19 protein-coding genes and 2 pseudogenes are annotated in these 20,379 nt (G+C 64.5%); 12 read left to right on the forward strand and 9 right to left on the reverse strand.

Going from position 1 to position 20,379, the window contains the following annotated elements; genetic code table 11:
* Positions 1-192: 192 nt before the first annotated feature.
* Positions 193-906 carry a DUF599 domain-containing protein gene (locus AC0L30_RS36700; protein WP_007603224.1) on the reverse strand — a complete coding sequence of 238 codons (714 nt, stop codon included), beginning with the start codon at positions 904-906 and terminating at the stop codon, positions 193-195.
* 124 nt (positions 907-1,030) lie between these two features.
* Here AC0L30_RS36700 and AC0L30_RS36705 point away from each other — a divergent pair, with 124 nt between their 5' ends.
* The 5 genes from AC0L30_RS36705 to AC0L30_RS36725 all read left to right on the forward strand — a co-directional run bounded on the left by AC0L30_RS36705 (position 1,031) and on the right by AC0L30_RS36725 (position 4,139).
* Positions 1,031-1,693, forward strand: a complete 663-nt coding sequence (locus AC0L30_RS36705) for a glutathione S-transferase family protein (protein ID WP_007603225.1) — start codon at positions 1,031-1,033, stop codon at positions 1,691-1,693.
* A gap of 87 nt (positions 1,694-1,780) precedes the next feature.
* The gene (locus AC0L30_RS36710; RefSeq protein ID WP_007603226.1) at positions 1,781-2,149 is read left to right on the forward strand and encodes a YidB family protein; all 369 of its coding nucleotides are present in this window, start codon (positions 1,781-1,783) and stop codon (positions 2,147-2,149) included.
* A gap of 178 nt (positions 2,150-2,327) precedes the next feature.
* Positions 2,328-2,531: a hypothetical protein gene (locus AC0L30_RS36715; protein WP_007603227.1), complete on the forward strand. Its 204-nt coding sequence runs from the start codon at positions 2,328-2,330 to the stop codon at positions 2,529-2,531.
* A gap of 159 nt (positions 2,532-2,690) precedes the next feature.
* Entirely contained in the window at positions 2,691-3,656 is a 966-nt protein-coding gene (locus AC0L30_RS36720) for a hypothetical protein (RefSeq protein ID WP_473406351.1), read from the forward strand.
* Positions 3,657-3,698: 42 nt separating this feature from the next.
* Positions 3,699-4,139: a DUF1489 family protein gene (locus AC0L30_RS36725; protein ID WP_007603229.1), complete on the forward strand. Its 441-nt coding sequence runs from the start codon at positions 3,699-3,701 to the stop codon at positions 4,137-4,139.
* Here AC0L30_RS36725 and panC read toward each other — a convergent pair.
* Positions 4,136-4,987 carry a pantoate--beta-alanine ligase gene (gene panC, locus AC0L30_RS36730; protein WP_473406352.1) on the reverse strand — a complete coding sequence of 284 codons (852 nt, stop codon included), beginning with the start codon at positions 4,985-4,987 and terminating at the stop codon, positions 4,136-4,138. The two genes, AC0L30_RS36725 and panC, sit on opposite strands and share 4 nt — an antisense overlap.
* A 282-nt stretch (positions 4,988-5,269) precedes the next feature.
* On the opposite strand from panC, the gene AC0L30_RS36735 reads away from it, so the two are divergent.
* The 4 genes from AC0L30_RS36735 (at position 5,270) to AC0L30_RS36750 (ending at position 9,063) form a co-directional block, all read left to right on the forward strand.
* On the forward strand, positions 5,270-6,193 hold the full coding sequence (locus AC0L30_RS36735; RefSeq protein ID WP_007603231.1) for a division plane positioning ATPase MipZ: 924 nt from the start codon (positions 5,270-5,272) through the stop codon (positions 6,191-6,193).
* A gap of 342 nt (positions 6,194-6,535) precedes the next feature.
* Positions 6,536-7,396, forward strand: a complete 861-nt coding sequence (locus tag AC0L30_RS36740) for an alpha/beta fold hydrolase (protein WP_007603233.1) — start codon at positions 6,536-6,538, stop codon at positions 7,394-7,396.
* Between the two features lie 121 nt (positions 7,397-7,517).
* Positions 7,518-8,267: a vWA domain-containing protein gene (locus AC0L30_RS36745; RefSeq protein ID WP_007603235.1), complete on the forward strand. Its 750-nt coding sequence runs from the start codon at positions 7,518-7,520 to the stop codon at positions 8,265-8,267.
* 70 nt (positions 8,268-8,337) lie between these two features.
* The gene (locus AC0L30_RS36750) at positions 8,338-9,063 is read left to right on the forward strand and encodes a DnaJ domain-containing protein (RefSeq protein WP_007603236.1); all 726 of its coding nucleotides are present in this window, start codon (positions 8,338-8,340) and stop codon (positions 9,061-9,063) included.
* A 224-nt stretch (positions 9,064-9,287) separates the two neighbouring features.
* On the opposite strand, the gene AC0L30_RS36755 is transcribed toward AC0L30_RS36750, so the two are convergent.
* Positions 9,288-11,129 (reverse strand): serine hydrolase, encoded by a 1,842-nt coding sequence (locus tag AC0L30_RS36755; protein WP_473406353.1) that lies wholly within the window; start codon positions 11,127-11,129, stop codon positions 9,288-9,290.
* Positions 11,130-11,515: 386 nt separating this feature from the next.
* Here AC0L30_RS36755 and AC0L30_RS36760 point away from each other — a divergent pair, with 386 nt between their 5' ends.
* Positions 11,516-11,854: a phasin family protein gene (locus AC0L30_RS36760; protein WP_007603238.1), complete on the forward strand. Its 339-nt coding sequence runs from the start codon at positions 11,516-11,518 to the stop codon at positions 11,852-11,854.
* 73 nt (positions 11,855-11,927) lie between these two features.
* Here AC0L30_RS36760 and AC0L30_RS36765 read toward each other — a convergent pair.
* Positions 11,928-13,227, reverse strand: a pseudogene (locus tag AC0L30_RS36765) (vWA domain-containing protein).
* 487 nt (positions 13,228-13,714) lie between these two features.
* Here AC0L30_RS36765 and clpS point away from each other — a divergent pair.
* Positions 13,715-14,047: an ATP-dependent Clp protease adapter ClpS gene (gene clpS, locus AC0L30_RS36770; RefSeq protein WP_018455182.1), complete on the forward strand. Its 333-nt coding sequence runs from the start codon at positions 13,715-13,717 to the stop codon at positions 14,045-14,047.
* A gap of 284 nt (positions 14,048-14,331) precedes the next feature.
* Positions 14,332-16,737 (forward strand): ATP-dependent Clp protease ATP-binding subunit ClpA, encoded by a 2,406-nt coding sequence (gene clpA / locus AC0L30_RS36775; RefSeq protein WP_007603241.1) that lies wholly within the window; start codon positions 14,332-14,334, stop codon positions 16,735-16,737.
* Between the two features lie 122 nt (positions 16,738-16,859).
* On the opposite strand, the gene AC0L30_RS36780 is transcribed toward clpA, so the two are convergent.
* From AC0L30_RS36780 to AC0L30_RS36800, 5 genes and pseudogenes are all read right to left on the reverse strand, one after another.
* Positions 16,860-17,309: a PEGA domain-containing protein gene (locus AC0L30_RS36780; protein ID WP_219684912.1), complete on the reverse strand. Its 450-nt coding sequence runs from the start codon at positions 17,307-17,309 to the stop codon at positions 16,860-16,862.
* A 128-nt stretch (positions 17,310-17,437) separates the two neighbouring features.
* The gene (locus tag AC0L30_RS36785) at positions 17,438-18,859 is read right to left on the reverse strand and encodes an MFS transporter (protein WP_051058504.1); all 1,422 of its coding nucleotides are present in this window, start codon (positions 18,857-18,859) and stop codon (positions 17,438-17,440) included.
* Positions 18,860-19,007: 148 nt separating this feature from the next.
* Positions 19,008-19,169 (reverse strand): hypothetical protein, encoded by a 162-nt coding sequence (locus AC0L30_RS36790; RefSeq protein ID WP_219684913.1) that lies wholly within the window; start codon positions 19,167-19,169, stop codon positions 19,008-19,010.
* A 90-nt stretch (positions 19,170-19,259) separates the two neighbouring features.
* Positions 19,260-19,412: pseudogene (locus tag AC0L30_RS36795) on the reverse strand (aldo/keto reductase); the annotation flags it as partial.
* A 2-nt stretch (positions 19,413-19,414) separates the two neighbouring features.
* On the reverse strand, positions 19,415-20,371 hold the full coding sequence (locus AC0L30_RS36800) for an AraC-like ligand-binding domain-containing protein (protein ID WP_007603246.1): 957 nt from the start codon (positions 20,369-20,371) through the stop codon (positions 19,415-19,417).
* Between the last annotated feature and the right edge of the window lie 8 nt (positions 20,372-20,379).

A 20,379-nucleotide genomic window follows, 5' to 3' on the forward strand; every position in this document is an offset into this window, starting at 1 on the left:
CCCCGGTGCACGCGGGCCCCACCCCCATAAAACCCCCATTTCCCCCCCCCCCTACACAAATCCAGAGTCTTTCCGCGGCGGGATTCTGGATTGCTTCGCTGCGCTCGCAATGACGATGTGGAGAGAACGTGCGCCACACTCCGCTCTCGTGCCCCGGACTCAGCGCAGCAGCGCGTGCGGGACACGCGCGAGTCAACGACCGCGCTTCATCTCATCACCATCCGCCACCTCCGGCGCCATCGCCTCCCACGCGCTCGAGGCGAATTGCCGCCGCCAGGTCACGATCACCACGGCTGCCGTGGTGACGAACAACACCCAGGGGCTGACGAACCAGCCGAGATAGCCGAGTGCGAAGAAGAAGGCGCGCTGGCCGCGGTTGAAATGGCGGCCGGCGGATTCGAACAGGCGCGAGGTACGGATCACATGAGCTTCGGCCTCCGGCGTGTCACGCTGCGAGGCCGCCGGCATGCCGCCGAACAGGATCGCGACATAGTTGAACAGGCGGTACGACCAAGCGAATTTGAAGAAGGCATAGACGCAGATCAGGACAAGGCCGACGCATTTCAGCTCCCACATGGCGGGCGAGGTGCTGAGATCGATCGGCAGCTTGCTCAAGATCGTGATCGCGTCGTTGGTCGCGTGCAGCAGCGCCAGCGCGCCGCCGAGCGCGATCAGGCTGGTGGAGGCAAAGAAGGCGGTGCCGTTCTGCAGCGAGGCCATGATCTGCATGTCGACCATGCGCGCGTCGCGGTCGAGCAGCCGGCGCACCCACACCTCGCGGTAGCGGTTCATGCGCGCCGACAGGCTGTCGCGGCCGTAGGCCGAATGCTCCAGCGTCAGGGCGTAGACCAGCCATTCGATGATGAAGAAGCCGACGGCTGTGATGTCGACCCAATGCCTGCTCATGTCAGTCTCCTGGAGAGGATCGCAACGCTTGCCACGCATGGCGAGGTGCAGCAACGATTGATTGGCGGCAGGCGATGGCGTTAAAAGCGGCTCGCTTCAAGGCGTATCGGGAAGGACTGATGACATGGCTGCGCTGAAACTCGCAATCGGCAACAAGAATTACTCGTCATGGTCGATGCGGCCCTGGCTCGCGCTCCGCGCCAACGACATCCCGTTCGTGGAGACTCTTATCCCGCTCTACACCGACAATCCCGCGGACAAGGAGCAGATCATCTCGTTCAGCCGCGCCGGAAAGGTCCCGGTGCTGGTCGACGGCGACATCACGGTGTGGGATTCACTCAGCATCATCGAATATATCGCCGAGCGCTATCCGGAAGTGAAGCTGTGGCCGGACGCCGCCGCCGCCCGCGCCCATGCCCGTTCGGTGTGCGCCGAGATGCATTCCGGCTTCATGGCCCTTCGCAACGAATGCGGCATGAACCTGCACCGCCCGGTGCGCCCCGTGACGCTGTCGGCCGACGCCGAGGCCAATATCGCGCGCGTGCAGGAGATCTGGCGCGAATGCCGGGCCCGGTATGGCGCCAACGGACCGTTCCTGTTCGGGCGCTTCGGCGCAGCGGATGCGATGTATGCCCCGGTCGTGCACCGCTTCCGCACCTACGCAATCGAGGTCACGCCGGAGACCAAGGCCTACATGGACACGATGCTGGCGCTGCCGGCGTTCCAGGAATGGACCCGGGACGCGCTCGCCGAAACGCTTGTCATCGAAAAGTTCGAGAACTTGTAGTCGCGAATGTGATTGAGCGCGGCTTGACGGCACGGCACATGGCGGCGCTCAATCGCGGCGGAGCTGCGGGCAAGGAGAGGGGACATCATGGGAATCCTGGACTCGCTGGAGAACAATCCGGCGCTGCGGAACGCGCTCGGCCAGCTCGGGGCAGCCGTGTTGCCGGCTGTGCTGAGCGAGGTGCTCGGCAGCAACAATCAGGGCGGCCTCGGCGCGATCGTCGCAAAGCTCCAGCAGGCGGGGTTCGGTGACCAGGTCAAATCCTGGCTCGGCAACGGCCAGAACCTGCCGATCTCAGCCGACCAACTCCGCACCGTGCTCGGCAGCGATACCGTCCGCCAATTGGCTGCGCGCTACAACATCCCGGTGGACCAGCTGGGCCAGATTCTGGCCCTGGAACTGCCCAAAGCCGTGGATCACGCAAGCCCCGACGGCCATTTGCCCCATAGCGCCTGAGGAACCGGTTCCAGCGGTATCACCGGCTGGCAGCATCACTCTGAAATAACTGCAAAATTTGCACGTTTGCCATGTCGCATACTGCTGGCCAAAAAAGCCCGCCGCATGCTATATAGCGGCCGGGTTTCCGGCCGGCCGACGCAGTGGGACCACGGGCGTGGCAGGCGTTGTTTGAGTGATGGAGAGGGTGTTGAAGCACAAATTCCCTATTGGATCGCGCGTGTTGTTCACGGCCAGCAATGTCGCACGCCCTGCTGCCAGCGGCTCGTATGAGATCATCCGCTTGCTGCCGACGGATGGTGACGACTGCCAGTACCGGATCAAGAGCTCGACCGAGGCTTTTGAACGCGTCGCCAAGGAAAGCCAGCTCGCGCTGTCCTGAAGACCGACGCTACCCGCGCATTGGCGCGTCCCCGGGAATTTGTATTCTGCCGCCGTCAAAAGGCCCGCTTCACCTTCAAAAGGTGGGCCGGGGGCAGCTGCCGACTCTCGGTGCTCGCTTTGACCATTCGCTCTCTGCTCGCGTGAGGGGACGTCGCGCATGAACTGGGCATGGGCCTCGTCGCTCGACCAAATCTGGCGCTCGCCGGCCTTTCCAATGTGGATGATGCTGGCGGCTGCCGGCTTCTTCGGACTGATCCTCCTGGTCACGCTGCAGCGCGCCGAGCGGTCGGTCGCCAACGGCGCGCTGACCGTTGTTACGCTACTCGCCATCACCATCGCGATGGCTGCTGTTGTGCGCGTCGATGGACCGGCAGGGCAGACCACCCCGACCGAGGCGCGCGCGCAGGCCGCGATGACCGCGAGCCTGCCGGCGTTGTCCTGTCTCGACGATCTCGCCGGCGATGCCGTGGCCATCGGCTGCGAGAAGGCGCTGTTCGGCGCGCCGGACGTGGCCGCTGCGGCCGTCTCCACGACCGCGGCCAGGATCGACCGGCTGATGGCGCTCGGCGATGCCGCGACCGCCGAGAAGAGCCTGACGCCCGACATCAAGGTGCTGCGCAAATCGCTGGAACGTGATCGCTATGGCTTGGTCGCGCAGGTGCTGGTCGTGCGCGACGGTTGCACGCAGTTCGACTGTGCGGCCTTCCGCTCGCTGACCGACCAGCAGCAGGTCGCCGCCAACATGGATTCCCATCTCTACGACACGCTGGTCGCGCGCTACGCCCCGACCTGGAATGCGCCTGCAGCAGCGCAATCGTTGCCCGCCACTGCCGCCCTTGCCGGACTGCCGCCGTCGATGCCGACGGGCAAGCCGACCAGTGCGGAGTTCCCGAGTGCCTCGTCGACGCCGCCGGTCAGCATCATGAATCCGGAGCCGTCGACGCGTCAGGCGGCGCCCACCGCGAACGCGGCGGCTCCGCGCCCCCCGGCAGCGGCCTCGGCACAGGCCGCAGCTCCCGCCGCGAAGAAGCCGCCTGCGCCGAAGGCTGCGCGGGCACCAGCGGCAGCACCGGTTCCGCTCACGCCGCCGGCCGCGGCTCCCCCGGCTGCGGATAACGAGTAGATCGGCATTCCAAATGCGCGGCTGCCCGGCTAATGCTGGGGCATGCCACTACATCTGATCAAGCTCGCCGTCGGCTGCGAATCCGTCAAGGAATTGAAGGAGTGGACGGCCGAACGGATGCAGACCGCCAAGAAGAAGGGTCTGCCGCAACATCACATCCACATCACCCGCATGGTGCCCAAGCGCGACGCCGAGATCCTGTCGGGGGGCTCGCTCTATTGGGTGATCAAGGGCGAGGTCGCCGCGCGCGAAAAGATCATCGGCATCGAGCCGTTCCGCGACAAGGACGGCATCGGACGCTGCCGGATCGTGATGCAGCCGAAGGTGATTCCGGTGTCGCCGCGGCCGATGCGCCCGTTCCAGGGCTGGCGCTACCTTGCCGACGATTCCGTGCCGCCCGATCTCGGCAAGTCCGCCGCCGGCTCGATCGCGGCGATGCCGGAGCCGATGCGGCGCGAGCTGCGCGATCTCGGGCTGCTCTAAACCGCGATATTGTCGATCAGCCGGGTCGTGCCGAGCTTGGCCGCGACCAGGATGCGCAACGGCCCGTCCTTGCGCGAGGCGACAGGCGCCAAAGTCGCTGCATGGCGGACCTCGAAATAGTCGAGCTCAAAGCCGGCCGCGGTGATCATCGCGGCTCCGCGCGCCATTGCGGCTGCGACCGCTTGGCCGGCGCGGATGCGCCCGGCGCTCTCCTTCATGGCGCGGTACAGCGTCGTTGCGGTCTGCCGCTCCCGTGGCGACAAATAGACGTTGCGCGAGGACATCGCGAGCCCGTCGCGCTCGCGCACGGTGCGGGAACCGATCACTTTGACGCCGAGGTCGAGGTCGCGGGCCATCTGCGCCACCACCCGCAACTGCTGAAAATCCTTCTCGCCGAAGATCGCGACATCCGGCCAGCACTGCGTGAACAGCTTGCCGACGACGGTGGCGACGCCGCCGAAGAAATGCGGGCGGAAGCGGTCCTCGAGGCCGGCCAGCGCCGGTCCCTCCGGTACGATGCGGGTGGCAAAGCCCTGCGGATACATGGCCTCGGCGCCGGGGTGCCAGACGATGTCGACGTCCTCGGCGGCGAGCTTGGCGATGTCGGATTTCCAGGTGCGCGGGTAGGCGCCAAAGTCCTCGGTCGGGGCGAACTGGGTGGGATTGACGAAGATCGACACCACGACGCGGCTCGCGCGCCGCTTGGCCAGGCGCACCAGCGACACATGACCGTCATGGAGCGCTCCCATGGTCGGGACCAGCGCGATCGTGGCCTTTCGCTTGCGAAGATTGTCGACGGCGCGTCGCAAGGTGGGGACCGTGCGGGCGATCAAGGGGCTGCGTGACATCAGAACTCGACGGGGTTGGGAATCGGCGAGCGCGTCCCGGCGCCCGGCAGGCTAACCTTAACAAGCGGCGACCATGGACGCCACGCATCCGGATGCGGCACAGCATCCCGCGCAAAGCCGCGCAAGAGGTCGCGACATTGTGGGCTGGATCACAGACGCGAAGCGGCGCGGCGATTCATGACGAAGGACGGCGCGCCGCGATTTGTATTGCCTGTCACGCATTTCACTTGACCGCAGACGCGGCCAACTCGAAGATATTCGTTAGGGGTGTTGAGGATCGCGATGCTTGTGCAAGCTAGCCAAGGCCAGTCCGGCTCGGCGCATGTGGTCGTGCTCGGCAACGAGAAGGGCGGCTCCGGCAAGTCGACCACCGCCCTGCACATCGCAGTCGCGCTTCTGAAAGCCGGCCAGCGCGTCGCCACCATCGACCTCGACTGCCGTCAGCAGAGCTTTACTCACTACATCAACAACCGTTCCGCCTGGGCGCGTCGCACCAAGCTCGACCTCGAACTGCCGCTGCATCGCTGCATCAAGCTCGGCGAGACCATGCAGGTCGCCGAGAACGAGAATTCGGAGTTCCTTCAGTTCATGGAGGCGGTCTCGGCGGTCGAGAGCAGTTTCGACTTCATCGTCATCGATACGCCCGGCACCGACAGCTATTTGATGCGGCTTGCGCACTCGATGGCCGACACGCTGGTGACCCCGATCAACGACAGCTTCCTCGATTTCGATGTGCTCGGCACCGTCGATCCCGCCAATTACGCGGTGACAGGCGAAAGCCACTACGCCGAGATGGTGCGGGATGTCAGGCGCAAGCGCCGCCAGCTCGACGGCGCGACCACCGACTGGATCGTGGTGCGCAACCGGCTGTCGATGCTCGGCTCCCGCAACAAGCAGCTCGTTGCCGAGGGGTTGAAGGATTTGTCGCTACGGCTCGGCTTCCGCTACGTCGACGGCTTCGCCGAACGCGTCGTCTATCGCGAGTTCTTCCCGCGCGGCCTGACCGCGCTGGACGAGATCGACGAGGCGACGCTGGGCATGCGGCCCAATCTCGGCCATCTCACCGCACGGGAGGAGGTGACGAGCCTGCTCCGCCAGCTCAAGCTTCCGCTCGACGAGCGCGGACGCCGCCGCGCGGCCAACCGCGCTGAGTGGTTCAATCAGGTCGACAAGCCGCTCGAGGTCCACGACATCCTCGGCGCCTAGGCGTCGGTATATAGCTACTTCCAGTCGATCCAGCGGCCGGTTCCCACGGGAACCGAGCCCGCACTCAACCGTTTTCACCCCGCGTTTACTGCAAAATTGAACCCGATCGAGACAGGTTGCGTCGGAAGGTGACGTGCACCCTGACGTAGCCGTATGAGAACCGGGTGCCCAAGAAACGTGTGCGCCGCACAATGAAAGGGCTGATGGTTCACAATATTTAGCCTTCCTGTCACGCGGCTGTGACATATATTAGGGAATAGGCGACTAGGGGCCGAAGAGCTCCGGAAGAACACGATTTTCAACAGGGATTCAGGCCGCAAGAGCCTGAGGCTGAGGACGAAAATGAAGCGTGGAATTGCCGTTCTGGTTTCGGTCAGTGCCCTCTGTGGCGTCGCCTATTTCACGGCGAGCAAGTGGGCAATCAGGCACGAGACCATCACCTTCTACGATGCCTCGCGCGACAACCGTGCGGTGCCCGTCGATATCGCGATCCGTCGTGACAAGGAAATGCAGGCTAATGCCGGCATGATCACGATGCCGGTCGCCGTGATCAACCACGGCAACACCGTCAAGAACACCGAGTACGGCTTCCTCGCCAACATTTTCGCCGCGCGCGGCTACCTCGTCGTCAGCCCGCAGCATGATTTGCCGACCGATCCTCCGATGGTGACCAAGCCCGGTGAGATCTATGTTGGCCGGCTGCCGCAGATCCTGCGCGGCGTCGCCAACATCCATCTCGCCATGCAGGAGATGAAGAAGGTTCAGCCCAACGCCGACTACGAAAAGGTGACGATGGTCGGCCACTCCATGGGCGGCGACATCACGATGTATTTCGCCAAGCAGTATCCGGATGAGGTCAAGAAGGTCGTCACGCTCGACAATCTTCGCGTGCCCTTCGTCACCGCCGGCAAGTTCAAGATCCTGTCGTTCCGCTCCACCGATCCGCAGTTCAAGGCCGATGCGGGCGTGATCCCGACCGACGAGGAATGCGAGAAGGCCGGCATCCAGGTCGTGAAGACCGAATTCCAGCACAACGACATGCGCGACACCGGTCCGGACGCGGCCAAGAACTCGATCCAGGGCATGCTCGACAAGTTCCTGAGCGCGACCGACAGCGAAGTGGCGCCGGTCGATACGCAATCGTCCCCGCCCAAGATTCTCGAGCCCGGGCCGGTCGCTTTGATGGCGCCTGCCAAGAGCTGACGCCTTCCTCGTCGTCGATAGCGATTTTCAAAGCCTCCGCCGGCTGCCGCCTGCGGGAGCTTTGCACATTGACCTGGCTGCATGCGCTGACCACATTAGCCGCTCACGCAAGGGTCAAGGAATGTCCGGCGAGCCCATCAAACCGCGCGGCCGCGATGCCGTCTCGGCACAACCAGATGGCGCTGTGCCGCAGGCGGGGACCTCGACATCTGAGGACATTGCCGCCTTCGTCGCCAACGCGCGCGCGCTGTCACCGCATGCGCCCGGTGCGAAAGGGCGGCTGATCTTCGCACTGGATGCGACGATGAGCCGGCAGCCGACCTGGGACATGGCCTGCGCGCTTCAGGCCGACATGTTCCGTGAGACCGCCGCGCTCGGCAGTCTCGACATCCGGCTCGTCTACTATCGCGGCTTCAACGAGTGCCGCGCCACGGGATGGATCTCCGACAGCGCCAGGCTTGCGACGCTGATGGGCAAGATCGATTGCCGTGGCGGCGACACCCAGATCGGCAAGGTGCTGAGCGAGTCGCGGCGCGAGGCGGTCGCATCCGGCGTGCGCGCCGTTGTCTTCGTCGGCGACGCCATGGAGGAGAACGTCGACGAGCTCTGCGCCAAGGCAGGCGAGCTCGGCATGCTCAAGGTGCCTGTGTTCGTATTTCAGGAAGGCCATGACTCAGTGGCCGAGCAGGCCTTTCGCGAGATCGCGCGTCTGACAGGTGGTGCCTGGTGCCGGTTCGATCCGGGCGCGGCGGCGCAGTTGCGCGAGCTGTTGCGCGCAGCCGCCGCCTACGCGGCCGGCGGACGCGAGGCGCTGTTGCAATTGGCGAAGACCGCAAGTGGCGCGGCCAGGCTGATCGGCCAGATGAAGTAGCGCTGGCGCGCGGTCGGCGGGGGCGCAAGGACACGATGCTTTTTGGCGGTAGGCCGACTATATTCCGGCCATGACCCTGATTGCCGGCGCTATCGCTGTTATTACCCTTTATCTGCTGCTCCAGATGTTCCGTTCGGCCAACCCAGCGGTGCTGGCACGCGCGATCAGGTTCGGTGGCGGCGTGGTCGCGCTGGCTGTCGCAGCGTTCACTGGCTTGAAGGGCGAGCTGGTGGTGGCGATCCCGCTCGGGATATTCGGTGCCGGGCTCCTGGGTTGGACACCGATGGCAAACGCCGGCTTCGGCAATATCGGCGGGCTGTTCGGCGGGGGCGCGACGCGCCCGGCCGGTCAGGCCTCGCGCGTGCGCTCGCAATTCCTGGATATGCGGCTCGATCACGATTCCGGCCAGCTCGGAGGCCGGATCGTCGCCGGGCCTCACGCCGGGCGCGATCTCGATGAGTTCGATCTCGCGGCCCTGCTGGCAATGGTCCCGGCGTTCGACGCCGAGAGCGTGGCCCTACTTGAAAGCTATCTGGACCGCCGGTTTCCCGCTTGGCGTCAGAACGCGCAGGGCGACGCGGCAGGGGGGCAGCGCCGCACGGTGGCGACCGGCAAAATGACGACGGAGGAGGCCTATCAGATCCTTGGCCTGCAGCCGGGGGCGGGGCGTGACGACATCAGCCGGGCTCACAAGTCCCTGATGAAGAAACTGCATCCCGACCAGGGGGGCTCGACGTATCTCGCTGCCCGTGTAAACGAGGCCAAGGATACTCTGCTTCGCACGCATAACGGCTAACTCCGGCACCACGCTACAAACGCTCGTCCCGTGTGAGCTCTGCTTGCTCTGTTTGCCGTCGCCCCGATGCCCGCCATTGTCGGCGTGGTCGATCCCTTGCGTAAAGTTTTAACCGTAAATCCTTGACGAGAGGTTGTCGTGGAACAGCCTCGTCGGCCACCGCGTCCCGAAAATGAAAATGCCCGCGCAAGGCGCGGGCATTTTCATTGGAGCGGTGCGAAAGATCAGTTGCGGACGGTCATGCAGGAGATATCGGCGCGCTTCAGGGTGCGGCAGACGGCTTCGGCCTGGTCGCGGTCGAGCCCGGCGAAGCGGGCGCGGTAGAGCTTGCGATTGTCTTTCGCGACGACCGGCTCGGTGAACGGGTCGGCCTTGCTGAGCAGGCCACGGGCCGAGCTGCGCGCCGCGTCGATGCGCTGCTGGGCTTCGTTCTCGCTCTCGAGCGCGCCGACCTGGACGATCCAGCCGCTGTGGGTGACGACCGGCTTCGTGGTGGCGCTCATGATCGGCTGCAGCGCCGGGTCGGCTGACGCGAGCTTCGCAGCAGCCGGGGCGGGTGCGGCGGCGGTTGCGGCCGGTAAGACGCCGAGGACGCCGTTGCCGGTGCCGAAGCCCGCTGGCTGCCGCGGTAGCACGGTACGGGCGATCTCGGCCCTCGGAGCTTCCGGTTGGCTGGCGACCTCGGGCTTGTTGATGAGGTCTGCCCGGGCCACGACGGCGCCGGAGGTTTCGGCGACGTCGGAACGGGACGCGATCGTGCTCGTGACCTGCGGTGCGATCTGAGCCGGGGCGGCGGAGGCGACCTTCACGGCGCCGGCCTTGACCTGGACGGTCTTGACCCTGACCGGCTTCATCGGCTCGGACGAGCCGGGGATGATCGAGAGCGGCTGGCTCGAGATCACGCCATTCGTGAGCGGCGCAGGCTCGATCCTGGATTCTGTCGGCCGAACTTCAGGCCTGTTGGCTTCAGATCTGGGCAGAGCCGGCGGCACCGCGGCAGTCGCAGCCGCAAGCGTCGACAGGCGCGCGGCGAGACGCGACGGGGCTGCTTCGGGGGCAGCCGCAGCCTGGACCTGCGGAGCGGAGCGGGTCGGGGTATCCGACACATCGGCGACTTCGGCAGCGGCATCGGAACCGTTGCGCTCGGTGACCGCGGCGACGGTGTGGGTGGTCGCGGCCTTATCGAGGTTCTCCGCGAGCAGGTTGCGCATGATGGCGTCGCGCGAGCCGCCGCTGCGGCCGCCCAGCACCACGCCGATCAGGTGGCGGTTGCCGCGGCGCATCGAGGTCACGAGATTGAAGCCGGAGGCGCGAGTATAGCCGGTCTTGATGCCGTCCACGCCCTCGACATTCCCGAGCAGATGATTGTGGTTCCGGATCGACTGTCCGCGCCAGTTGAAGGTCGAGGTCGCGAAATAGCGATAGTAGCGCGGAAAGCGCTCCTGGATGGCGCGGCCGAGCGTGGCCTGGTCGCGCGCGGTCGTGACCTGCTCGTCGTTGGGAAGGCCGTTGGCGTTGCGGTAAACCGTCCTGGACATGCCGAGCGAACGCGCCTTGCGCGTCATCATCTGGGCGAAGTCGTCCTCGTCGCCGCCAATCGCTTCCGCGATCACAACGGCTGCGTCGTTGGCGGAGCGGGTGACGAGACCCTTGATCGCGTCCTCGACGCGGATGGTCTGGCCGGCACGCAGGTTCAGCTTGGTCGGATCCTGATCGGCGGCGTGCTGTGAGACCGGCATCTCGGTGTCGAGCTTCATCTTCCCGGACTCGAGACGCTCGAACAGCAGATAGAGCGTCATGATCTTGGTCAGCGAGGCCGGATGGCGGATCCCGTCGGGGCTCGTTGCCTGAAGCACGGAGCCGGAATTGCCGTCGACGATGATCGATGCGAATTTCGGGCTGGAACTTTCGGACACATCGCGCTGCACGCGGTGTTGCGCATAGTGACGCCGGTGGCGCCGCGCCTCGGCAGCATCTGTGGTGAAGATGACCGCACTGGTAACCGCAAGAAGCCCAAAAACGCCAACCCGCGCCAAGCGCGAGGAAGACAAGTTTTTACGAAGCATGAAACCCCGTCCCCGTTTCTGACTTGATCACCGGCTCGTGAGGCGAAATTGTGCCCATGGGACCCTGGAGCATTACCTGCTCAGGCTGTCCTCCGCAGGTGTTGGCCGCGGGTGACGTTGGGCCTGAGCCGCTGTTCTGGCTAAGGTGATGTTCTTCAACGGCTTTTGGCCGCTTGTGAAGTAGAACACGTCCAGGGAATCAAGGTAGGGCGCTGCGGTTTCCAAAAGCTTAAGGAACCATTGCGGGAAACCCCGGGAATCGCGGCGAATTTTGTATGTAATTTGTGCGACGCACAAAATTCTTGACTTTTTTGTGCGTTGCACTAATTGTGAGCAGAGTCAGGGAGCCGGGGCTTCCCGACGAGAGCTAGGGAAAAGGATTCCGAATGTTCAAGGTTGAAGACTTTCAAGGCTACGGGAAAGAGCACTTCGAGCAGTACGTCGCCTCTGCGACCTCGATGCAGCACGGCCTTCAGGCGATCGCCAGCGCCTACGGCGACTACACCAAGAAGTCGTTCGAAGACACCAAGTCCTTCGTCGAGAAGCTTTCCGGCGTGAAGTCGCTGGACAAGGCCGTCGAAGCGCAGACCGAATTCGCCCGTTCCGCCTACGAGTCCTTCGTCGCGGAATCGCAGAAGATCGCAGGCCTTTACAGCGACCTCGCCAAGCAGGCGTTCAAGCCGGTCGAGACCATTGTGTCGAAGTTCACTCCGGCCGCCAGCTAACGTTTCCTGACGTCCTGGAATCAAAAGCCCGGCTGCAACAGCCGGGCTTTTTTTGTGTCGCGGCGTGTCGATCTCAGCGCGCCACGCGCAGCTTGGACAGCGACGTGCCGATGTCTTTGAACACCGAGACGGTCTGATCTGCCTTCGTCACCAGATAGAACTTGTCGGTGCCGCTCGCGCAATATTGCAGTACGCTGGACGTCGGATCGCTCCCGGTGTTCACTTGCACCGTATAGATCGTGATGTTCGCCGCCTTGGCGTTGTCGCACAGTTTCTTCTGCCGCGCGTCGATTTGCCAAGCGTTGCCGTACCAGCGGTTCTGCGTGTTGAGACCGTCGGAGAGCAGCACGATCGCGTCCTTGTAGGTGTAGTTGGCGTCTTTGGCCGGCGCGTTCATGGGATCGCCGGTCGACAGCGTCATCTAGCCCCAGGCGAGGCCAATGCCCTGGTTGGTGTTACCGGTGGGCTTCATGGCGTCGATCCGGCTCTTGAGTGAACTCCAGTCGTAGCTCAGCGGCATGATTGGCTGCAGATAGGACGAACTGCCGGTGTCGCAGTAGGAATACTGTTCAGCCGGGAACTGCGTTCCCGCGTTGCCGCCCGTGGGCGTCGTGTTCTTGGTGTCGTAGCTGGTCGCGGTCGACCACGCATCCCGTCCATGTGTTGTGGTTGGCGGACCTGGTACCGCGGGCCGCGTCCCAATCGGTGAAATCGACCCAGTACTTGCTGTAGTTGCTGGCACCGACGTTGACGTCCTTGGCAAACGGAACAATCGAGATGTAGACGTCGCCATCGGTCTTAGCGAGCGGGCTGAGCTGGTCGACGAGGCTCTTCGCGGCGGTCTGCATCGCCGCCATCTTGCCGTCGTCCGCCATCGACCCCGTGTTGTCGAGCACCAAGGCCACGCGCATGCGCACCAGACCCCAGGCGCTGGTGGAATCGGCGCCGACGTCGAGTGTCGGGAAACCTGCGACCTTCATGAAGGTGGTCGTGTAGGTGCCGGTGCCGGTGACCTGGATGGTTGAGCCCATGCTGGTGCTTGCGGTGTAAGTGGCCGCGATGCTGACCGACGGCAGGGCGTTGGTGGCGGTGAACAGGGCGTTGAAATAAGCCTGCGCTTTGGTGCTGATCTGCGACGCTGTGATGGTGCCGGACGACAGATCCTTGGAGACCATCAGCGAGGTCGAATCGAGGGCCGCCTGCATTGCGGAACGAGCCTGGGCCGCGCGACTGTAATCGATTGCAGCTCCGACGAAGCCTAGAACCGGGAGCAGCGCGATAGCGAAGATCACGGCGATATTGCCTTGTTCGGCCGCTGCAAACCGGGAGAGGTGTCGACCAACAATACGGCTGACAAGGGGCAGGCGAGACATGACGATTCCCGGAAATCTGTGACTTTGCCCGTTTTCGCGCCACGCCATTGAAGGCAGGGTAAATGGATCCGTAGAAAACCGGAGATAACCCGCGCGAAGCCGCCGCAGCCGCGTTACCGGCCGGGTTCCTGGTCAACATCTTCTAAACGGGCGGGGCGGAAGCTTTTGTCAAATCAGTCCGGATTGATTAACCTTGGTGAGGATCGCCCGGACCGGGAATCGGGACCGCCATGGCCGCATCGGCCGAGCTGTCGCACGCTTGCGGCGAGCCGGGGGCAGGCCCATATTCGGTGAAGCCGATCCGGCTTGGACCGGACCGGCTGGAAGCGGCGACCCAACAAGGCGGTGCGCCTGTGCGAAGCTCCGAAGGCCGGGGCTGCGCGGCGAACCGCCATACGCTTCCGTGGGGAATTTGAACGCCTGAGCCATGCCGCAACTGTCTTCCAGACCAGATCCGTCCGCGGCCGCCGCCGCCCACGCTCCGCTGATGAGCAACGACGAGAACCGTTCGGGCGGTCCCTCCGCGCCAAACACGTCCGTCATCACCAAGGTCAAGCCGAAGACGAAGCGGCCGAACCTGTACCGTGTGCTGATCCTGAACGACGACTACACGCCGATGGAATTCGTCGTTCATGTGCTGGAGAAATTCTTCCAGAAGGACGCCGAGGCCGCAACCAAGATCATGCTGCACGTACATCATCACGGGATCGGGGAGTGTGGCGTGTTCACCTACGAGATCGCCGAGACCAAGGTGACGCAGGTGATGGATTTCGCTCGCAAGCACCAGCATCCGCTGCAATGCGTGATGGAAAAGAAGTAAGACACGGCGCGTTTGAAGCCGGTTCTTGTGCATGTCGCAGTGTGATTGCCGCGTGATGTCTGCGAGCGATGTTCGTTGCAGACGGCAAAACTACGGAATTTCGGACCGGTGCCGATCGTGCCAAACCGGAACGGGTTTTGCATCGAAAAATACCGCAGCTGTGCAGCCGCCTGAGTCGCGGAACCGGTCTTTCGCCGCGATCTTGTATAACTATATGTGACAAAGGTTGTTGTTGCCTGACCGGGCGATGGCGATCATGATGGTGGGGGCCATAGAGGACGCGAATGCCGACTTTTTCCCAAAGCCTTGAACAATCCCTGCATCGTGCACTGGCGATCGCAAACGAGCGTCATCACCAATACGCGACGCTCGAGCATCTTTTGCTCTCCCTGATCGACGACTCCGATGCAGCCGCCGTCATGCGCGCCTGTAGCGTCGACCTCGACAAGCTCCGTACGAGCCTCGTCAATTATCTTGAGACCGAATTCGAGAACCTGGTGACGGACGGCGCCGACGACGCCAAGCCGACCGCAGGTTTCCAGCGCGTGATCCAGCGCGCGGTAATCCACGTGCAGTCGTCCGGTCGCGAAGAGGTGACCGGCGCCAACGTGCTGATCGCGATCTTTGCCGAGCGCGAGAGTCATGCCGCGTATTTCCTGCAAGAGCAGGACATGACGCGCTACGACGCCGTCAACTACATCAGCCACGGCATCGCGAAGCGACCGGGCGTCTCCGAGGCACGCCCCGTGCGCGGCGTCGACGAAGAGACCGAGACCAAGGGCAGCGACGACGCCAAGAAGAAGGGCGAGGCGCTCGAGACCTATTGCGTCAACCTCAACAAGAAGGCGCGCGACGGCAAGATCGATCCGGTGATCGGACGCAATTCCGAGATCAACCGCGCGATCCAGGTGTTGTGCCGCCGGCAGAAGAACAATCCGCTGTTCGTGGGCGAGGCCGGCGTCGGCAAGACCGCGATCGCGGAGGGCCTGGCCAAGCGCATCGTCGACAGCGAAGTGCCGGAGGTGCTGGCGGCTGCGACCGTGTTCTCGCTCGACATGGGCACGCTGCTCGCCGGTACGCGCTATCGCGGCGACTTCGAGGAACGCCTGAAGCAGGTGCTGAAGGAACTCGAGGCGCATCCCAACGCCATCCTGTTCATCGATGAGATCCACACCGTGATCGGTGCGGGCGCGACGTCGGGCGGGGCGATGGATGCCTCGAACCTGCTCAAGCCCGCGCTCGCTTCCGGCACCATCCGCTGCATGGGCTCGACCACTTACAAGGAATACCGCCAGCACTTCGAGAAGGACCGCGCGCTGGTGCGGCGCTTCCAGAAGATCGACGTCAACGAGCCGACGGTCGAGGACGCAATCGCAATCCTCAAGGGACTCAAGCCGTACTTCGAAGATTACCACCGGCTGAAATACACCAATGAGGCGATCGAGGCTGCGGTGCAGCTCTCTTCGCGCTACATCCACGACCGCAAGCTGCCGGACAAGGCGATCGACGTGATCGACGAATCCGGCGCGGCGCAGATGCTGGTCGCCGAGAACAAGCGCAAGAAGACCATCGGCATCAAGGAGATCGAGACCACGATCGCTTCGATGGCGCGGATCCCGCCGAAGAGCGTGTCGAAGGACGATGCCGAGGTGCTCAAGCATCTCGAGCAGACCCTGAAGCGCACCGTGTTCGGTCAGGACAAGGCGATCGAATCGCTCGCCGCTTCGATCAAGCTGGCGCGAGCCGGCCTGCGCGAGCCGGAGAAGCCGATCGGCTGCTATCTGTTCTCGGGTCCGACCGGCGTCGGCAAGACCGAGGTCGCAAAGCAACTCGCGGCGTCGCTCGGCGTCGAGCTGTTGCGCTTCGACATGTCCGAATACATGGAGCGGCACACCGTGTCGCGCCTGATCGGCGCGCCTCCCGGCTATGTCGGTTTCGATCAGGGCGGCCTGCTCACCGACGGCGTCGACCAGCATCCGCATTGCGTGGTGCTGCTCGACGAGATCGAGAAGGCGCATCCCGATCTCTATAACGTGCTGCTCCAGATCATGGATCACGGCCGGCTCACCGACCACAACGGCAAGCAGGTCAACTTCCGCAACGTGATCCTGATCATGACCACGAATGCGGGCGCGTCCGATCTCGCCAAGCAGGCGTTCGGCTTCACGCGTTCGAAGCGGGAAGGCGACGACCACGAGGCGATCAACCGGCAGTTTGCTCCGGAATTCCGCAACCGTCTCGATGCCGTCGTGTCGTTCGGCCATCTCAGCGTCGAGGTGATCGGTACGGTGGTCGAGAAGTTCGTGCTTCAGCTCGAAGCGCAACTCGGCGATCGCGACGTCACCATCGAGCTGTCCGAGCCCGCCAAGACCTGGCTGGTGAAGCATGGTTACGACGAGCAGATGGGCGCACGTCCCATGGCTCGCGTGATCCAGGAGCACATCAAGAAGCCGCTGGCCGACGAGGTGCTGTTCGGCAAGCTCAAGGGTGGCGGCCATGTCCGCGTCGTTCTGATCAAGGACGAGGCCGACGAGAGCAAGGACAAGATCGGCTTCGAGTTCGTCGAGGGTCCGGTCACGCCGAAGCAGGAGAAGCTCCCGGGTGCCCGCAAGCGCCCGCCGGGCAAGTCCAAGCCCGGTGGCCCCGGCGGCTCGAAGGGGCCGACCAAGAGCCCGCTGGTCAAGGTTTGATCTGCACGCGATGAATTGAAAAGGCCGGCTGAGAAGCCGGCCTTTTGTTTGGCGCTGGATGTTGCCTCGTGGCGGGGCCGGGCAGGAACTAGGCTCAGGTAGCCGATCCCGTCGTGCCGACCTTACGTCCCAGCCTCCGGCGCGCGGGGCGGCCGCGGCTTTTTCGGAGCGCGCGGCGCTGCGTGCGGGACAGAGGGCTGCATGGTTACGATAACCGGATTCGGCTTGTGATCGGTTGCCGCCCCGGTCGCTGCATCGACGCCCATGCCGACGACGCCGCCGAGCAAGAGATTGCCCGCAAAGCCGGCGGCTCCGCCGGTCTGTATGTCTCGGCTGAGCGGAACGACCTGCGGTTCATAGCCTTCCTTCTGGAAGGCAATCGAGATGTCGGCGCTGCGTTTGACGACCACTGAGCAGGGCGTGGTGCAGGTGGTTGGAACTTCCATTCCGCTGACAATTGCTTCCACGCCTGACGGTGTTGATGAGATGCTGATATTTTCGGTCGTACCGCGCGTGACAGACGCGCAGCCGCCCAGCATGACGCTGAGCGCCACAATTCCAAATGATCGCATGAAGTGCCCCTTATTCCCCGACGCCGTGAAGCGCAACCACAGCGGGAGGGCAATACGTCATTGGTTCAGATAGTTAAGCTACGCACCGGTTGTGTATAGGAAGGGTGGTAGCGTGCGCGTGGGCTCGGCTAGTCACCGCGCAGGCGCTGGTCGTCCTGCACACGAACATGCTCGGCGCCGCGCGCGCCCGCGGGCGACAGCCGCAACATGCTCAGCGCCGCGCCGCAGAGCGCGAAGCCGACGCCGGTCAGCAACGCGATCCTGGTTCCCTCGATCGGATAGCGGCCGAGGAACAGCGCGACCAGCGCTGCGCCGGTGGTCTGCCCAAGCAGCCGCGCCGTCCCCAGCATGCCGCTGGCGCCGCCGGCACGCTCGCGCGGGGCGGCTGCGATCATGGTGCGGTTGTTGGGGGTCTGGAACAGGCCGAAGCCGGCGCCGGCCAGCGCCATCCGCCAGATCACATCGAGCGGCGTGGGCGCCGCCGGCAGCAAGGCGAGCGCAGCGAGGCCGCAGGCGAACAGCGTGAGGCCGATGCCGCCGAGCAGGCCTGCCGGGTAATGCTCGACCAGGCGACCGGCGAGGGGTGCTGCGAACGCGACCGCGATCGGCCAAGGCGTGATCAGGAGCCCCATATGCACCGCCGAATAGCCGAAGCGGCTTTGGAGGTAGAAGGGGATCGCGACGAAGGCCAGCATTTGCCCGCAGAACGAGGCGATCGAGGTTGCAATCGACAGCGCGAACACCGGGATGCGCAACAGGTCGATCGGCAGCAGCGGCGAGGCCATGTGGGTCTCGCGGTAGATCAGCAGTGCGCCGGCGACGAGCGCGATGGCGAACTGCACGAGGCAGGTGATCGCCGCTTCGCCATGACCGACGCTATCGACGGCCGCGATGCCGACGCCGAAAGTGATCGCGGACAGCCCCGCGCTCTGCCAGTCGAAGGAATGGCTCGCAGGCCTGGTGTGCGGCAGGCTGCGCAAGCCCAGCACCAGTGTCACCACGCCGAGCGGGACGTTGATGGCGAACAGCCAGGGCCAGCTGCCGAACGCCAGGATGCCGGCCGCGAGCGTCGGGCCGACCGCGGCCGAGAAGGCGACGACGAGGGCGTTGAGCCCGATGCCGCGGCCGAGCTGGCTGCGGGGGTAGGTGAAGCGCACCAGCGCCGCGTTGACGCTCATGATGCCGGCCGCGCCGAACCCCTGCACGATGCGTGCAATCGTGAGGAGCGGCAGCGTGTGCGCCAGCGCGCAGAATGCGGAGGCAAGCGTGAACAGCACCAGCCCGACCAGATAGACGCGGCGATAGCCGACGATCTCGCCGAGCGAAGCCAGCGGCAGCAGCGAGATCGTGATCGCGAGCTGGTAGCCGTTGACGATCCAGATCGAGAACGCCGGGCTTGCATCGAGGTCGGCCGCGATCGTCGGCAGCGCGACGTTGGCGATGGCGCTGTCGACCACTGCCATGATGATGCCGAGCGCAATCGTCAGGACCGCCTGGCCACGCTGCGGCTGCGGCAGGCCGTCGGCGTGCTCCATGGGGGCTGGCGACATGATGGCGGCGGGCTTGATTCGAGCCGTGGTTCGTCTCCGGACTAGGAAATTGCGAGATGCATCGCAACCCGGCAGGATACGGGCGGTTCCTGCGCCCGGCGCGGGTCTCCCGGCACCGCGGGCATGGGTCGGAACGGCCTTCGCGGGCTCACCAGCGCGAGGTCGACTTACCGAACACATAGAGCGCGACGAGCCCAACCGTCACGGCGGTCGAGGCGATCAGGATGATGCGGTCCCAATCGATCCCGCTCCGCTCGGCGCGGTTGAGATTGAGAGCGGTGAACAGGGCCTTCATGGCAAATCGGCGCATCGGGCGGCCTCGCGGGAGCGCACGATGCCACTGTCGGCGCGGGCCGGATTGATGCAGCTCAAGCCGGACTGCGCCGCGCGCGCGCGGTCGCTACACCGGCGGCGGGTTGCGGTCGGTGAAGGCCGTGCGCTGGTGCCAGTAAGGATAGGGCAGCGTCACCTTGCTCGCCGTATCGAGCTTGGCGATCTGGTCCTTGGTCAACGACCAGCCGACCGCGCCGAGATTTTCGCGCAGCTGCCCGTGCGTCAATGCCGCGACTGGCTCTGCCGGAAATCGCGCGGTGACATCCCGAAATGCTCGCGGAAGACGCGGCCAAAATGCGAGAGGTCGTTGAAGCCCCATGCGAAGGCGATCTCGCTGATGTGGCGGTGAGCGAGCACGGGGGAGACGAGATCGCGTCTGCATTGAGCGAGGCGCTCACCGAGGACGTAGCGCTGGAACGAGGTTTCCTCGTCGGCGAGGAGATCGTTGACATAGCGGGACGAAATGCCGAGCGCCGCTGCGGTCTCGGACAGCGAGAGGTCGGGATCGGCAAGATGAGCCCGGATATGCGCCTTCAATCGGTAGAGCAGGGCGGAGCGATGGGTCGAGGACGGCAGCGGCGTCTTGCCTAGCCGCTCGCCCAGCGCCATCGCCAGGACATCGACGGCCTGTTCCGACAGCGCGGCGGCGTGGTGCGGATCGATCTGATCCGCGCTCTGGCAAAGCCGGTAGATGAAATCGTAGGCGATCCTCTGCAGTGCCGAGTCTGGTCCGAAAGCGCTGGCGGTTAGGGTTTCGGTCGCGCTGAGCCGGCGCTGCAGCATCTCGCGCGGCACCTTGAAGATGGTCTGCGTGAAGATGCCGTCGAATTTCAGCTCGTAGGGCCGGGTGGTGTCATAGAGCGCAAACTCTCCCGGGTGCACCACGGCCTCGCGGCCGTCCTGCACCACGCCGCCGGTGCCGCGATTGCCGAGCGCGATCAGGATGAAATCCTGATCCGAGCGCGCGATGCGCGAGGGCGTGCGCAACACGTGCTGACGGTCGGAACAGACCTCGGAGCATTCCGCCTTGCCCAGTGGCGCCCGGGTGACCGAGCCGCGAAAGGCGTTGCCAAGATCGGACTTGCAGTCGAGCCCGACAAAGACGTCGCAGACAATATCCTGCCAGAGCGCAAGGCGGCGGTGGCCTGGGCTGTCGTCTGTGGTGAACTGGATCGGCATCTGCAAAG

It is taken from the genome of Bradyrhizobium sp. MI1.11 (assembly GCF_055811255.1).